The sequence below is a fragment of the Mesorhizobium sp. B1-1-6 genome (assembly GCF_006443035.1).
Classification (GTDB): domain Bacteria; phylum Pseudomonadota; class Alphaproteobacteria; order Rhizobiales; family Rhizobiaceae; genus Mesorhizobium.
This window is the reverse complement of record NZ_VFWR01000012.1, coordinates 95,785-110,862: the sequence shown is the minus strand read 5'-3', so window position 1 is coordinate 110,862 and position 15,078 is coordinate 95,785. Positions and strand designations below refer to the sequence as shown.

The 15,078-nt window shown below is 64.8% G+C and carries 16 protein-coding genes; 12 read left to right on the top strand and 4 right to left on the bottom strand.

From position 1 onward, the window contains the following. Nucleotides 1-53: 53 nt before the first annotated feature. Nucleotides 54-734, top strand: a complete 681-nt coding sequence (locus FJ979_RS23260) for an aspartyl/asparaginyl beta-hydroxylase domain-containing protein (protein ID WP_140583915.1) — start codon at nt 54-56, stop codon at nt 732-734. 41 nt (nt 735-775) lie between these two features. Here FJ979_RS23260 and FJ979_RS23255 read toward each other — a convergent pair whose 3' ends face one another. After that, a complete protein-coding gene (locus tag FJ979_RS23255; protein ID WP_224684637.1) occupies nt 776-928 on the bottom strand; it encodes a hypothetical protein in 153 nt (50 codons plus the stop codon). A gap of 211 nt (nt 929-1,139) precedes the next feature. Between FJ979_RS23255 and FJ979_RS23250 the strand changes: the two genes are divergently transcribed. Further along, on the top strand, nt 1,140-1,820 hold the full coding sequence (locus tag FJ979_RS23250) for a GntR family transcriptional regulator (protein ID WP_224655938.1): 681 nt from the start codon (nt 1,140-1,142) through the stop codon (nt 1,818-1,820). A gap of 197 nt (nt 1,821-2,017) precedes the next feature. Then, nucleotides 2,018-2,851: an SDR family oxidoreductase gene (locus tag FJ979_RS23245; protein WP_224519090.1), complete on the top strand. Its 834-nt coding sequence runs from the start codon at nt 2,018-2,020 to the stop codon at nt 2,849-2,851. Nucleotides 2,852-2,857: 6 nt separating this feature from the next. Here the strand turns inward: FJ979_RS23245 and FJ979_RS23240 are convergent, their stop codons facing one another. Both FJ979_RS23240 and FJ979_RS23235 read right to left on the bottom strand, forming a co-directional pair. Continuing rightward, complete coding sequence (locus tag FJ979_RS23240; RefSeq protein ID WP_140514479.1) at nt 2,858-3,733, bottom strand: SMP-30/gluconolactonase/LRE family protein; 876 nt, start codon at nt 3,731-3,733, stop codon at nt 2,858-2,860. Continuing rightward, nucleotides 3,730-4,389 carry a GntR family transcriptional regulator gene (locus FJ979_RS23235; protein WP_140497561.1) on the bottom strand — a complete coding sequence of 220 codons (660 nt, stop codon included), beginning with the start codon at nt 4,387-4,389 and terminating at the stop codon, nt 3,730-3,732. The genes FJ979_RS23240 and FJ979_RS23235 overlap by 4 nt, the downstream gene beginning before the upstream one ends. Before the next feature lie 141 nt (nt 4,390-4,530). Here FJ979_RS23235 and FJ979_RS23230 point away from each other — a divergent pair, with 141 nt between their 5' ends. From FJ979_RS23230 to FJ979_RS23190, 9 genes are all read left to right on the top strand, one after another. Beyond that, on the top strand, nt 4,531-5,727 hold the full coding sequence (locus tag FJ979_RS23230; protein WP_140514481.1) for a UxaA family hydrolase: 1,197 nt from the start codon (nt 4,531-4,533) through the stop codon (nt 5,725-5,727). 35 nt (nt 5,728-5,762) lie between these two features. Beyond that, a complete protein-coding gene (locus FJ979_RS23225) occupies nt 5,763-6,533 on the top strand; it encodes an ABC transporter permease (RefSeq protein WP_140583913.1) in 771 nt (256 codons plus the stop codon). Continuing rightward, nucleotides 6,530-7,282: an ABC transporter permease gene (locus FJ979_RS23220; RefSeq protein WP_140583911.1), complete on the top strand. Its 753-nt coding sequence runs from the start codon at nt 6,530-6,532 to the stop codon at nt 7,280-7,282. Before FJ979_RS23225 ends, FJ979_RS23220 begins: the two co-directional genes overlap by 4 nt. Continuing rightward, on the top strand, nt 7,279-8,085 hold the full coding sequence (locus FJ979_RS23215; protein WP_140547458.1) for an ABC transporter ATP-binding protein: 807 nt from the start codon (nt 7,279-7,281) through the stop codon (nt 8,083-8,085). The genes FJ979_RS23220 and FJ979_RS23215 overlap by 4 nt, the downstream gene beginning before the upstream one ends. Before the next feature lie 24 nt (nt 8,086-8,109). Next, nucleotides 8,110-9,342 carry a PhnD/SsuA/transferrin family substrate-binding protein gene (locus FJ979_RS23210; RefSeq protein ID WP_140497572.1) on the top strand — a complete coding sequence of 411 codons (1,233 nt, stop codon included), beginning with the start codon at nt 8,110-8,112 and terminating at the stop codon, nt 9,340-9,342. A 57-nt stretch (nt 9,343-9,399) separates the two neighbouring features. Beyond that, complete coding sequence (locus tag FJ979_RS23205) at nt 9,400-10,299, top strand: NAD(P)-dependent oxidoreductase (RefSeq protein WP_140555617.1); 900 nt, start codon at nt 9,400-9,402, stop codon at nt 10,297-10,299. Beyond that, entirely contained in the window at nt 10,296-10,577 is a 282-nt protein-coding gene (locus tag FJ979_RS23200; RefSeq protein ID WP_140497576.1) for a UxaA family hydrolase, read from the top strand. The genes FJ979_RS23205 and FJ979_RS23200 overlap by 4 nt, the downstream gene beginning before the upstream one ends. A 127-nt stretch (nt 10,578-10,704) precedes the next feature. Beyond that, on the top strand, nt 10,705-11,493 hold the full coding sequence (locus tag FJ979_RS23195) for a DeoR/GlpR family DNA-binding transcription regulator (RefSeq protein ID WP_140583909.1): 789 nt from the start codon (nt 10,705-10,707) through the stop codon (nt 11,491-11,493). 84 nt (nt 11,494-11,577) lie between these two features. After that, nucleotides 11,578-14,055 (top strand): FAD-dependent oxidoreductase, encoded by a 2,478-nt coding sequence (locus FJ979_RS23190; RefSeq protein WP_140583907.1) that lies wholly within the window; start codon nt 11,578-11,580, stop codon nt 14,053-14,055. Here FJ979_RS23190 and FJ979_RS23185 read toward each other — a convergent pair. Then, nucleotides 14,052-14,921, bottom strand: a complete 870-nt coding sequence (locus FJ979_RS23185; RefSeq protein WP_140583905.1) for a LysR substrate-binding domain-containing protein — start codon at nt 14,919-14,921, stop codon at nt 14,052-14,054. The genes FJ979_RS23190 and FJ979_RS23185 overlap by 4 nt on opposite strands. Nucleotides 14,922-15,078: the final 157 nt, after the last annotated feature.

The window sequence follows — 15,078 nt, the reverse complement described above, 5'->3', positions numbered from 1 at the left end:
ATCAGCAACTTAATTGCCGGATATTCGTTTCATGATGTCCTCGAGGCCATGAAATGTCTCAAGTTTACGATCTTGCATCCGGTCTGGTGCGGCGGATCTACGAAAAGCGCATCGACGCGCCGGCGATCCTCGATACCGCCAGCGAATTTCCAAACGCCACCAAGTTCACGGCCGCCTGGCAGGCCATCCGCGACGAAGCGCTTGCCGTGGGCAAGGCGCCCCGCTTCCACGACATCATGCCTGAACAGGCCGACATCTCGGCCAATGACGGTCGCGACTGGCGTATGTTCGTGCTCAAGGCCTACGATGTCGCGGTTCCCCAAAACCTCGCGCGAATGCCGGTCCTCGACCGGCTGCTTGCAGAATGCCCTGAGGTGAAGTCGGCGGCGATCTCTTTCCTGGCTCCGGGCAAGCACATTCCCAGCCATCGCGGCCCTTTCAGGGGCATAATGAGGTTCCATCTCGGCCTGGTGATCCCGCGACAGGCAGATGGTCGTCCGGCGACGGTCATGATGATCAATCATCAGGAGAGGCGGATCGCCGACGGCGAGTGTCTATTGTGGGACGACACGTTCCCTCACGAAGTGGCAAACAACGCCGACAAGCATCGCGTGGCCCTGCTTTTGGATATCTGGCGTCCACGAATGCCGCCCGACATGGAAATCCTGTCACGGCTGATCGTCTACGGCGTGCAGGCAGGCATGCGCCGCAGAGGCGTGTCCTTTTCTGCGTGAGGAGGCCCGCGGGCCATGGGCTCGCCGAGCGCCTTGGCGCGTCAGTCGCGTGGGCCCGCCACCATCCGTGCGATCCGTGTCATGTCCGTGCTCATTTCACGGTCATCGTCAAGCGGGCTGACAAGGGAGCGCACGGCGGCGAAGGTGCGCTGCGGTCCGTCGCCCATGCCGTCGACGACACCGCGCAATTCCACCCCGTAGCCGTAAAGATAAGTTCCATCGCAACGAGATAACGCAGCCGCTCGACGATTTCGGCTGTCTTGGCCATTCCCGTTCCGAAGGTTCGCCGCGGCAACTTCGCAGGCGCATCGCCGCCGGCTCGCCACTCCTCTCGTACACATGGATACCTATATCCGAGAATGAAGCTTTCCCCTAAGCTGACGATGCGTGAAATGGGAGCATGGATTGCGCGGATTTGGCGAAGGCTTGATCGAGAGGCCGCAAACGGTTGCCGAGCAGGTCGCCAATGTCTTGCGCGAGGCCATTGCCAGCGGGACCCTGAAGGCCGGCACGACGTTGCGCCAGGATGATCTGGCCGAGCAGTTTGGCTTCAGCCGGATGCCAATCCGGGACGCTCTTCGTCAGCTCGAGGCCGAAGGCATCGTATCTATCCACCCGACAAAGGGTGCGCACGTCGCCAGAATGGACGGCGACGAGATCCGCGAGATCTATGCCGTGCGCGAACTGCTCGAGTGCGAGGCACTGCGGCTCTCCATTCCCGGCCTGCCCGGCGGCAAGCTGGACGAGGCCGAACAGGTGCTCGATCAGATCGATGCCGAGCGCAATGTCGGCAGGTGGGGCGTGCTGAACCGGGCCTTTCATCTGGCGCTTTATGACGCCTGCGGCAATCGCCGATTGCTCGGCCTGATCGAGGCGCACCATAATGCAGCCGACCGCTACGTCCGTATCCTGTTGTCGAACCTCGACTACCGCGCCCGCTCGCAGACGGAGCATCGCGACCTCTTGGCCGCTTGCCGGCGACGCGACGCCGGCGAGGCCGTCAGCGTTTTGACGCAGCACCTGCGCCAAGGCAGCGAGACACTGGTCAACGCCATAGAAGGCGACGGTCTGTCGCGAAAATCTTAGAATCTTTGTCCAATTCCGATGAGCGCGCGTGACGGGCTCTACGCCTTCGTCTAGCCGCTGCCGCCAGGGACGCTGCTTTTCAGCCTACCTGATTTGATCAAATGGAAGAATTGGTTCTGGATTTCTCCCTGAAAATGCGTTTTGAAGAGCACTCCAAATAAAAGTGTGATCAAATTGGAAAGGCTGGGCTATTGACGGTGCAAAAGGAAGAGATCGACATCCAGAATGCGCTGGCTCTTGCCGAGCGCTTCACGATGGCTGGCCGGCGCGCCTTGGTGACCGGCGGCAGCGTCAGCATCGGCCGTGAGATCGTGCGGGTTTTTGCCGAGGCGGGCGCCGATGTGGCCGTCCATTTCGCTCGCGACGCCGACGTGGCATTCGGGCAGCCGGATGCGGCCGCCGAAGCTGTCCGTGAAATTCGCGGGAAGGGCAGGCGCGGCGTCGCCATCGATGCTGATTTCGCTCGGGCCGGAGAGGCGGCTCGCTGTGTCCAGGCGGCGATCGAGGCGTTGGGTGGTGTCGACGTGCTTGTCGTCTGCGCCTCGATCCAGTACCGCACGCCTTTCCTCGATCTACCCGCCGAGCAGATCGAGCACCAGATCCAGATCAATTTCAAGGCGACGATCGAATTGCTGCAGGCCGCCTTGCCCGGCATGAAGGACAATGGCTGGGGCCGTGTGCTGACGATCGGCAGCATCAACCAGACGCGGCCCGAATCCGATCTCGCCGTCTATGCCGCGCTGAAGAGCGCGCAGCACAATCTGTCATTCAACCTTGCCAAGGATTATGCGCCACACGGGGTGACGATCAACAACCTGTCGCCCGGGCTTGTCGTTACCGAGCGCAATCGCTGGCGCCGCGAGGACGCGGCCAAATGGGCGGAGATCCAGAAGGGGTCCGCGCCGATGCAGCGGGCCGGCGAGGCGCGCGAGATGGCGGGAGCGGCGTTGCTGCTTTGCTCCGACGCCGGCAGCTTCATCACCGGGGCGGACCTGCAGGCGACGGGTGGCCGCCATCTCGGCTGGCAATAGCCGAGATTAACCGGCAAAAGCCGGCTCCGGCAGTCCCGCCACGCCGACGTCGAGTGCAAGCAGGCAACCCGCCAGGGGCTCGTTGGCCAGTTGATCCTCCGTCAGCTTCTGCGTTGCGGTCGTCACGTACAGTGTCTTCAGGCCTGGACCGCCGAAGGCGCAGGAGGTCGGCTGAGTGACTGGCAGAGGGACCAGCCTGTCGAGCCGGCCATCGGGCGCGAACCGCGCCAGCGAGCCGCCTTGGTAGCGCGCATTCCAGAGGAAGCCGTCCGCATCGACGGTGGCGCCGTCGGGCTTTCCAGGCGCCGCGTGCCGGTCGGCGAACAGAGACCACGGCCCCACAAATCCGCTCGCCGGGTCGAAATCCGCCCGCTCTATGTCGCCTTGCCGCGTATCCGTGAAGTAGACGGTACGGCCATCCGGGGCAAAGGCGATCGCATTGGGCACGGCGATCCCGTCGCGGATCCGGCTCGAACTTCCGGCGGCGTCGATCCGGTAAAGCGCCCCGGACGCATGCAGCCCATAGTCCCACATGCTGCCGCAGATTATGCCGCCGCCGGGATCGCACTTCATGTCGTTCAGCCGATGCTCGGGCGGCCCATCCTCCACGCGCGCCAGCAGGCTCAGTGCGCCGCTGGCGGGATCAAATGCGTGGAGACCTTGCCGCAAGGCCACGACGACACCGCCCGATGCTCGTGGAACCACCGAGCCGATGACCTCAGGCATCGGCCACGATGTCACCGCTCCTGTCTCGGGCCGCAGCCTGTGCAGGCAAGGACGCCGCAGATCGACCCAGAACAGCTCTCCGCCCCGCGCCAGCCATGTCGGCGATTCGCCCAGCGTATCGCCCGTCGACGCCGCGACCTCGAACCCGGCCGTCATTGCCGGCCGATATCGGGTTTGGGATCGACGGCGATGCGCGCCAGGAGGTCGTGTTTGGCCTTTTCGATATGCGCGCCCATCAAGGTCGCCGCCGAGCCGGCATCCTGGCGCTCTATGGCCCGGATGATGTGGCGATGATCGTCGATGACGCCATGGAAGCGCCCCTCGTCATAGCCGTAGCGTTGCCAGATCGCCGCCACCAGCAGCCAGTTGCGATCCACCATCGACAGCGCGCCCGGATTGCCGGCCGCCTCGTTTATGACGCCGTGAAAGATGTTGTTGGCATGTGGGACGGCAAGGAAGTCGTCGCTGGCCACTCTTTGCTCAAGCATGTCCTGCGCGGCCTTCAGATCGCGCAGGTGCTCGGCGGTGCGCCTTTCGCTGGCGCGCCGTGCCAGCATCGTTTCGACGGCGCTGCGGATATCGAACAGGTCGATCACAAACGACATGTGGACCGTCCTGACGCTGGCACCGCGATTGGGTTCCAGCACGACCAGTCCCGTGCCGCTCAAGGCGCGCAAGGCCTCGCGGACCGGCATGTGGCTTACGCCATAGCGGCCGGCGAGATCGTCGATCCTCAGCCTTGCCCCGAATGGAATGGCTCCGGAAACGATGTCGTCTCGAAGAAGCTTCTGAACGTCGGGAATACGCGCCATGCATCCAAGCCTACCCTGATTTGAGCAAATATTGCTCGCACGGCGATCGAAAGAAGTCAATTTTGCCCTTGCCAAGGCGACATTTGATCAAATATTGAGATTTGAAGAGATTGCCACGCTCGCGACCGTTTGGAAACGCCAATGCCACTGCCTGCCTCCGGTGCCGACAAAATCGACGGCCTGCCGCCATTCAGTGGCTACAGGCGGGTCGATGGCCGCGCCGGAATCCGCAATTATGTGCTGATCCTGTGCATCAATGGTTTGGCGCTGCGTGTCAGCGAGCGAATCGCGGCGGGTCTCGAAGGCGCGCTTCTGGCCGCGACGAGCGCGGGCAGGGGGCACATCGAGCCGGACCTCGGCCTGCACCTTGATCAACTTGTCGGTCTCGGCCGCAATCCGAACGCCGCCGCCGTTCTGGTGGTCGGAGTGGATTCGGCGACGACCGAGATGGTCGCGGCCCGCATTTCGGCTTGCGGCAAGCCGGTCGCCAGCGTTTCCTTCGCCGAGCAGCATGAGGACATGCTGTCGGTCATGGGCGAGGGCATCAGGCGCGGTGCGGCGTTGCTGCGCGAGGCTTCGCGGATCCGGCGCGAGACCTTGCCCGGCGCGCAGCTGGTGGTCGGCATCGAATGCGGCCATTCTGACGCGACGTCGGGTCTGGTCAGCAATCCGGTCGTGGGGGCCGCGGTCGATCTTCTGGTTTCGCATGGCGGCACCGTCATTGTCGGTGAGACCGTCGAGTGGCTGGGGGCAGAACATATACTCGCGGCGCGCGCTCGCGATGCAACGGTGGCACGACAGATCCTGCAGGCCGTGGAGCGCAAGGAAGGCTTCGCCGCCGCTTCCGGCCACAGCCTGACCGGCAACAATCCGGGCGAGGAGAATATACGCGGCGGGTTGAGCACGATCGAGGAGAAGTCGCTCGGCGCCCTGGCCAAGACGGGAACTTGCCGCATCGACGGCGTGCTCGGCATGGCCGAACCGGTCACCGCCGGCGGCCTTTACCTCATGGACGGCCCGTCCTTCTCGCCGGAATCGATGACAGGCTTCGCCGCGGCCGGTGCCCAGATCATGCTGTTCACAACCGGACCAGGCAACAGCACCGCGAGCGCGCTCGCGCCGACGATCAAGATCACGGCGCGGCGCGAGACGGCTCGCCGGCTGCCTGAGCAGATCGATTTCGACGCCAGCCCGGTTTCGGAGGGGACCGAAACCGTCGCCGAAGCGGCGAACCGGCTGCTGGCGACCATCCTCGATGTCGCTGGCGGCACCCTCACCTTCGGCGAGATTTTGGGGGAAGGGCTCGAAGTTCCGACCCGCGTGCGGGGCTCGTTGTGACGGCTATCCCCTCGAACGATGCCAGCCAAAGGACAATGCGCTTTGCGCGCCTGACCAGCCTGTTCGTGTATTTGCGCACGATGGGCCTGTTCGTCCTTGCCTGGTATGTCGGCTCGTTGTTCGTGCCTTCGAAGCTGCTCTTGCCGTCGCCGGTCGCGGTTGCGCTTGCGCTACGCGATACGGCCCTCAACGGCGAACTGCTCGGCAATGCAGGGATCAGTCTGGCCCGGCTGCTGGCAAGCGTCGCGGCGGCCGCCGCCGTGTCGGTGCCGCTCGGGCTGCTGATGGGCCGCAGCCGGCTCTGGAACGATCTGCTCGAACTGCCGGTGGAGATCCTGCGGCCGATAGCCGGCATCGCATGGATACCGCTTGCGCTCTACATGTTCGGCATCGGCCATCGGCTGCCGCTGTTCATCATGTTCTATACCGCCTTCTTCCCGCTGCTGATCGGCACCGCCGCGGGCGCCGCCGCCGTCGACAGGCGGCTCGTCGCGGCGGCCAGCACGATGGGCCTGTCCGGGCGGGCGATCATGCGGCGCGTCATCGTTCCGGCGGCGCTGCCGGCGATCCTGGTCTCGGCGCGGCTTGCGGTGGCGGCCTCGTGGACCGCCGTCGTCGCTGCCGAACTGGTAGGAGCGCCGAACGGCCTCGGTTACGCCATCGAATACTACCGCAGCATGCTGTTGACGCCGACGGTGATGGCTTTCATCGTCGCCATCGGCCTGCTCGGCTTCCTGACGGACAAGGGGTTGCGCTGGCTCTCTGATGTCTTGACTCCGTGGGCGCGGACGGAGGTGGCGCGATGAACAGGTTTGCGCTTCGCCTCATCGTTCCCGTGCTGCTGCTGGTCGTCTGGGAAGCTCTCGCGTCCGGCTCCGCCCAGGCGCCACGCCCCAGCACGGTGGCCGAAACGGCCATTTCCATGCTGCGCGACGGCGATCTCGTGGCCGGTCTCGCCACCAGCCTCGGACGGGTCTTCGCCGGCTTCGCGGCGGCGGCCCTGTTGGCGATCCCGCTTGGCATCGCCATGGGCAGCATGCCGGCCGTCGAGCGCAATCTCGATCCGCTGGTCGAGACCTTCCGGCCGATAGCGGCACTTGCCATCCTGCCCCTGGTTATCCTCTGGTTGGGCTCGGGCTCCGGGGCAGCTGTCGCCATCGTTGCCTATGCCGCCTTCTTCCCGATCCTGATCAACACCATCTCGGGCGTGAAGCGTATCGAGCCCAGTCTGATGCGCGCCGCGCTGACCATGGGGCTGGCGCCGCTGACGCGGATGCGGGTGGTGCTGCTGCCGGCCGCCTTGCCATCCATTCTGGTCGGCATGCGCATCGGCCTCGGCATCGCCTGGACGGCGATCATTGCCGCCGAACTTGCGGTCGGCGCCAAGTCCGGCAGCAGCGGCGGCATCGGCCAGATGATGTTCGTCTTCTACGCCTATTCGATCAACCTCAACGGCATGGTGGTCTGCATGATCGCGGTCGGCATCGTGGCCTTCGCGCTCGACCGCATCCTGCGTGCCGCACTCGCCTTCGCCGTGCCGTGGAGCCAGCCATGAGCGATGCCAAGATCCGCCTCGACGGCGTCAGCAAATCCTTCGGGGAATCTGCCTCCGTGGTGGCGGTCGACAGCCTGTCGCTGGACATCAAGGCCGGCGAGTTCATGGCTATCGTCGGCCCATCCGGATGCGGCAAGACGACCGTTCTCAACATGCTCGCCGGCCTCGACAGGCCGACGTCGGGTACGATGAGCCTGAACGGCAGGCCGATCGAAGGACCGGGGGCCGAACGCGGCGTGATGTTCCAGGACTATGCCCTGTTTCCCTGGCGCACCGTGCGCGGCAATGTCGAGTTCGGATTGATCTATGGGCCGGCCGGGCGAGGGCTTTCGCCCGCGCAGCGCGCCGACCGCGTCAACCGCACCGTCGAAATGGTCGGCCTGACCGGCTCCGAGGACAAGTACCCGCACCAGCTATCGGGCGGCATGCGCCAGCGCGTGGCACTGGCGCGCCTGATGGCGAACGAGCCGGAAATCCTGCTGATGGACGAACCGCTAGCGGCGCTGGACGCGCAGACCCGCGTCATCCTGCAAGACGAATTGCTGCGCATCTGGGGGCAGGACCGCCCCGCTGCCGAGCGGCGGACGGTCGTCTTCATCACGCACGCCATAGACGAGGCGGTGTTCCTGGCCGACCGGGTCGCGGTGCTAAGCAGCCATCCGGGTCGCCTGAAGCAGGTCATCGACATCGACCTGCCCAGGCCGCGCGGCGACGAGACGCGGCGCTCCGGCGATTTCGCCAGGCTCAGCCAATCGATCTGGGAACTGATCCGCGAAGAGGCTTACCGCGCAACGATGAACTGAAACGACAACAGGGAGAGGATTGTCATGAGGAAACTTCTGGAAACCGCATTCAACCGACGCGCAGTCCTGAGTGGTGCCGCGGCTGCCGCGCTGGCCATGCCATCGATCGTGCGGGCGCAGGACCGCAAGCCGGCCAAGGTCTCAATCGGCCGCCAGCCCTACGCGGCCGGCAACTCGCCGCTGACGCAACGCATGATCAACGAAAAGCTGCTCGAGAAGGCGGCCGCCGAACTCGGCTACGACCTGACAGTCGACTGGCGCGACTATCCTTCCGCGCTGCCGATGGTGGAGGCTTTCGTCTCCGGCGATCTCGACATCGGCATGTGGGGCAACACGCCGATCGTGCGGCTGCTTTCGCAGGCGCAGCCGATCAACATCCTCACCGTCGGCGAGGGCCACATGCGCATGGTGCTGGCGACCCGCAAGGGCTCCGCTATCAAGAACATCGGCGACCTCAAGGGCAAGACCGTCGGCGCGCTTGTCGGCGGCGACCCCTACAACGCGCTCTCGCAAATGCTGCTGCAGGAACTGGGCGACGCCGACCCGCGCGCCTTCGGCATCAACATCGTCAACACGCCGACCCAGGCCGTTGCCGCGTCCCTCCCGGAGGGCATGGACGCGTCGGTGGTGATCTACCCGGCCTTCCTCAAGGCGAATGCCGAAACCGGCCTCACCGGGATCATGAATTCGTTCGGCTATACCGAGGCCGGCTACAGCGGACCCGCGGGCGAGGGCGAAGGCCACATGCTGCCCGGAGTCAAGAAGTCGAAATTCTACCCCGACGGCTACTATTTGCACCGTTCCTTCTGGATCTGCAGCGACCGCATCGTCGGCGACGATGCCGCGCTCGGCCAGGCCTTCCTGACGGCCGCGCAACGCGCGCTTGCCGATCTCCAGAAGATCGACCCGCGGGAGATCTCGCAGTCAGTTGTCAAATATTGGGGGCTCGATCCTGCGCTGGGCGCCAAGGTCATCGGCGACGAGGTGCTTTTCCAGCGCGGCTGGATCTGGCCGACCGAAGGCGATGCGGCGGCGATCAGCCAGATCTCCCAGTTCATGGTTGCCGGCAAGATGATTCCTGAGGCGCTGAGCTGGGACCAGGTCAAGGCCGCCTTCGGCAAGGCGGCGCCGCTGCTTCAGAAAGCCTATGAGGGCACGGGCAAGGTGCCGGACGAAAGCGGCTTCACCGACAAGAATGCCAAGGATCTGCGTGGCCTGCCGGCATGGCAGCTCGACCAGTGGAAAGTGCCGTCCTGAGGAGTTCGGGGGGCACGCGCATTCGCAGCAGAGTCATTCAGGGAAGGAAGTTGATCCATGACGTCAGTCGGTTTTGTCGGACTTGGAACCATGGGCGCACCCATGGCCCGCAACGTGCTCAAGGCAGGACATGCGCTGACGGTCTTCGACCTCAACCCCGTGGCGGTGAAAAAACTCGTCGACGCCGGCGCCCGGGCGGCGGCGTCGCCGCGCGAGGTTGCGCAGCAATCGGAAATCGTCATCACCATGCTGCCGGATGCGCCTGATGTGGAGGCCGCCGTGCTCGGTGCCGACGGCATCGGGCATGGCCTCAGGGCCGGCAGCCTCTATATCGACATGAGCACGATCGACCCGCAGACCACCCAGCGTATCGGCGCATGGCTGGCGCAACGCGGCGTGGACATGATCGACAGCCCTGTTGGCAAGACGGTGGAGCACGCCATCGCCGGAACCTCGACGCTGATGATCGGCGGCGATGCCGCCGTGCTGGAGCGCGCGCGCCCGATCCTGTCGAGCATGGGGGCCGACCTCATCCATTGCGGCGGGCTCGGCATGGGGCAGGCAATGAAGCTCACCAACAACCTGCTGGCCAGCGTGCTGATAACGGCCAGCTCCGAGGCGCTGGTCGCCGGCGCCAAGGCGGGCCTGACGCTCGACACCATGATCAACGTGCTGAAGACGACGATGGCCTGGAACCAGCAATTGGCGGTGGCGATGCACAATCGCGCGCTCAAGGGCGACTTCGAGCCAGGCTTCATGGTCAAGCTCGCCCACAAGGATTGCCGGCTTGCCCTGGCGATGAATGATGCGCTCGGCGTCGAGACGCCGGTCGGGGGCGCCACGCTTGCCGTGCTCAGGGAGGCGATGGACGCCGGCATGGCCGGCAAGGATGTTGGCGCCGTGCTGAAGTTGCGCGAAGACGCGACCGGCGTCCAGGTCCGGCTTGCCGGCGCATGACCAAGCCTGGAGCCATAGTGCTGCACGCTGACGACGACGTGGCTGTCCTCGTGGAACCGGTCGAGGCAGGCGCCGAAGTGACGACGCGAGGCGCCCGCGAGGGGGTTGTCCTCAAGGCCGGCGCCGCGTTGCAAGCCGGTCATAAGCTGGCGTTGCACGACCTGGCCGCCGGCTCCACCATACGCAAATACGGCGAGGCGATCGGCCGCCTGACGGCTGCCGTGGCGGCCGGCGACCACGTCCACGTGCACAATCTGCAAAGCCTGCGCGGACGCTGACGCTGGGTCAGCACCCGAACAGGGCCAGACCTTATCGATCGACTATGGCCACGCCGTCCTCGCGGTTGCCTCCCGGCCGGTTCACTGCCACATATCGCAACATCATTCGTTCGATATGAGGTTCTTCATGTCCCCCGACAGCCGTCTGCCGGCACGTGCCCTTGCTCCTCGCCGCCATGACGAGATCCTGAGGCGCCTGGGTGCCCAGGGCTCGGTCAGCGTCGCCGAACTGGCCGGCTTTTTCGACGTCTCGCGCGAGACCATCCGCCGCGACCTGAAGCTGCTTTCAGACCAGGGACGGCTCGGCATCGTGCATGGCGGCGCCGCTCGCTTCGAGCCGAGCGAGCCGGCGATGGGCCTGCGCAGCCGGGAGAATGCGCGTGGCAAGGCGGCGATCGGCAGGGCGGCGGCCGGCCTTGTCAGCAGCGGTATGGTGGTGTTCCTCGATTCCGGCACCACCACCTTGGCCGTCGCGCAGGCCATGAACGACCTGCGCGATCTCACCATCTGCACGACCAGCCTGAAGATTGCACTGCATCTGTGCCATGTGCCCGGCATGCGCGTGCACATACTGGGCGGTGAAGTCGACCCAGGCGAGGAGGCCGCTTCCGGCATCGATGCGCTCGATGCAATGGCGCGCTTTCGCGTCGACATCGCCTTTCTCGGCGGCGGCGCGTTGTCGCTGAATGGCGAGGTGACCGATTTCACCAGGGCCGGTGCCGAGCAGCGCGGCCGCATGATCGCGCTCGCCGGCAAAACCTATTTCGTCCTCGACAGCAGCAAGTTCGGCAAGCTGACGCCGCTCAGGATTCCGAATTTCGACCGCGCCGCCGGCGTTATCGTCGACGCCCGGCCGCAAACTGCGCTTGCCGACGCGCTTTTACAAAAAGGGCCGGAACTGATCATCGCATCTTGATGTGATATTTTGTGACTTTTTGGCTTGATATTTGACTTTCCTGTGTTAGCTTGCCGACCATCCCTCAAGATGGCGGAACCCCTCATGGCACATGAATTTCCCACGCAGGCACGCGTCGTGATCGTCGGCGGCGGCATCATCGGCTGCTCCGTCGCTTATCACCTGACGAAGCTTGGCTGGGCCGACGTCGTCCTGCTTGAACAGGGGCAGCTCAGCGGCGGCACCACCTGGCATGCCGCGGGCCTGGTCGGGCAATTGCGCAGCCATTCCAACATGACCAGCCTGATCAGGTACTCCACTCAACTCTATGGCGAACTGGAGGCCGAGACCGGTCTCGCGACCGGCTGGAAGAATTGCGGCTCGCTGTCGGTGGCGCGCACCGCCGACCGCATGACGGTGCTGAAGCGCACGGCTGCGTCGGCGCGTGCGCAAGGGGTTGAGATCGATGTCATCTCGCCGAGCGAAGCCGGCGATCTGTGGCCGGTCATGGCGACGGACGATCTGGTCGGCGCGGTCTGGCTGCCTGGCGACGGCAAGGCCAATCCGACCGATCTCACGCAATCGCTCGCCAAGGGCGCGCGCAATCGCGGCGCGAGGATATTCGAGCGCGTCAAGGTCACCGGCATCACGGTGAGAAACGGCGTCGCCTGCGGTGTCGAGACCGACCGTGGCGACATCGCCGCCGAGATCGTCGTCAACTGCGCCGGCCAGTGGGCGCGTAAGGTCGGGCTGATGTGCGGTGTTTCGGTGCCGCTGCATTCGGCCGAGCACATGTACATCGTCACGGGCCGGATCGAGGGTGTGCATCCGGACCTGCCCGTCATGCGCGATCCGGACGGCTTCATCTATTTCAAGGAAGAGGTCGGCGGGCTGGTCATGGGCGGCTTCGAACCGCATGCCAAGCCGTGGGGCATGAACGGCATCCCCGAGAATTTCGAGTTCGCGCTGCTGCCGGACGATTGGGATCAGTTCGAGATTCTGATGGAAAACGCGCTGGTGCGCGTGCCGCAACTGGCGCAAGCCGAGGTCAAGAAGTTCTACAACGGTCCCGAAAGCTTTACGCCCGACAACAATTTTCTCCTCGGCGAGGCGCCGGAGCTGAAGAATTTCTATGTTGGCGCCGGCTTTAACTCGATGGGCATCGCCAGCGCCGGCGGTGCCGGCAAGGCGCTGGCCGAGTGGATCGTCAACGGCGCGCCGACCATGGATTTGTGGCCTGTCGATATCAGGCGCTTCGCCGCCTTCAACAACAATCCGCGCTGGCTGCATGATCGCGTCAAGGAGACGCTCGGTTTGCATTACGCCATGCCGTGGCCGAACCGCGAGCTGGACACCGCCCGACCCTTCCGCCGCTCGCCGCTCTACGACCGGCTGGCCGCCAGGGGCGCCTGCTTCGGTTCCAAGATGGGCTGGGAGCGCGCCAACTGGTTCGCGGCCCCGGGAGAGAGGGCCGGGAACGATTATGCCTTCGGCCGCCAGAACTGGCATGAGGCAGTCAAGCGCGAAATGAAGGCGACGCGCGAGGCTGTTGCCGTATTCGACCAGACCTCTTTCGCCAAGCTTCTCGTGCAGGGCCGCGACGCCTGTGCCCTGCTCAACCGCATCTGCGCCGGCAATGTCGATGTACCGGTCGGTACATCCGTTTACACGGGCGTGCTCAACGCGCGCGGCGGGTACGAAAGCGATCTCACCGTAATGCGACTTGGTGCGCAAAAATTCCTCATCGTCACCGGTTCGGCGCAAGCGGTCCACGACGCCGACTGGATCGCCAGGAACATCCCACCGGACGCACATGCCATCGTGACCGACGTCACCTCGTCCTACGCGGTGCTGGCGCTGATGGGGCCGCGCTCGCGCGATCTCCTGGGCAAATTGTCGTCGGCCGATCTTTCCAACGCCGGCTTCCCCTTCGCCACCATCCGCGAGATCGATATCGGCTACGCTACCGCCTACGCCAACCGCATGACCTATGTCGGCGAGCTCGGCTGGGAGCTGATCGTGCCGACGGAATTCGCCGTCGGCGTCTACGAGGCGCTGCACGAGGCTGGCGGCGAATTCGGCCTCCTGGACGCCGGCTACTACGCGCTTGATGCCTTGCGCATCGAAAAGGGTTTTCGCGCCTGGGGCCGTGAGTTGACGCCTGACATTACCCCCTGGCAGGCGGGGCTTGGCTTCGCCGTCGCCATGGACAAACCGGGTGGCTTCATCGGCCGTGACGCGCTGGTCGAGGCCGAGCCGTCAACGGCGCCGGCAAAACGCATCGTACTGTTCACGCTCGACCATGCCGAGCCGATACTGTGGGGCGGCGAGCTGATCCTGCGCGACGGCAAGCCCGTCGGCGAGGTCCGCTCGGCCGCCTACGGTCACACGCTTGGCCGCTCGGTGGCGCTCGGGCTGATCGAGAACGAGGCGGGCGTCGACGCTGCGTTTCTGGCTAGCGGCCGTTTCGAGATCGATCTTGCTGGCGTTCGCCACGCGGCCACGGCACATTTGCGCACCCCTTACGATCCGAAGTCGGAACGGGTGAAAGCGGATGTGGAGGAGATCAGGGCCGCCGCCTAATCCGCCGACATCGAACGCGCCATGTCGAGGAAGGCGCGCACCAGCTTGCCGCCGCTGCGTTCGCGCAGGCAGATCAGCGCTTCGTCCATCAAGGTCTCAGGCGCGTCGAGCGCGATCGCAGCCAGCCGCGAATCCTGGCCGAATTCGGCCGCCGAGACAAAGCCGATGCCGGCACCCGAGGCGACGATCTCGCGGACGGCTTCACGGCCTTCCGCCTCGATCACCGGCCTGAGTTCGACCTTCGATGCCGCGGCCAGATCCTCGAGCTTCTGGCGCGTCTTGGAGCCGCGCTCCCGCATGACCAGCGATTCCTGCGCGAGTTGCTTGAGGCTCAATGATTTCTTGCCCGACAGCGGATGATCGACGGACGCAAAAGCGATGATCGGCGTCGAATTGAGTTTCAGCACCTCGAAGTCGCGTCCGGTCGGCACCTCGCCCAGCACGCCGATGTCGGCATCATAGCTGTAGAGGCTGCTGATTACCGTCTCGGTGTTGCCGGCGCGCAGCGAAACCTGGACGCCGGGATAGCGCGCGCGAAAACTGCCGAGGATGTGAAGCAGATGATGCGCGGCGTCGGCGACGATGCGCAGCGTGCCGGAGCGCAGGGCGCGCGATTCCGTCAGAAGCTCGAGCGCCTGCTGCTCGGTGTCGAACATGCGGTGGGTAATTTCGAGCAGCTTCTGGCCCGAATGGGTCAGCGTGACCTGCTTCTTGTTCCGGTTGAACAGCAGCACGTCATATTCTTCCTCGAGCTTGCGCACCTGGTCCGAAATTGCCGGCTGCGTCAGGAACAGCGCTTCCGCGGCACGTGAAAACCCGCCTGATATCGCCACCTGGTGAAAGGCTCGCAATTGAACGTAGCGCATGTTCTCACCTTTCTAGATCCGAGTTCCGGCCGCCAACCTATCATAAGCCTCGCAGGCAAAAAGGCATGAAGGAACGATTCTTCTTATATCTGGGGAGGATCGCCCACGGTCACGCACGTGTCATGGATACCACGCAGGCTGCGCTCGGCTGGAGGCG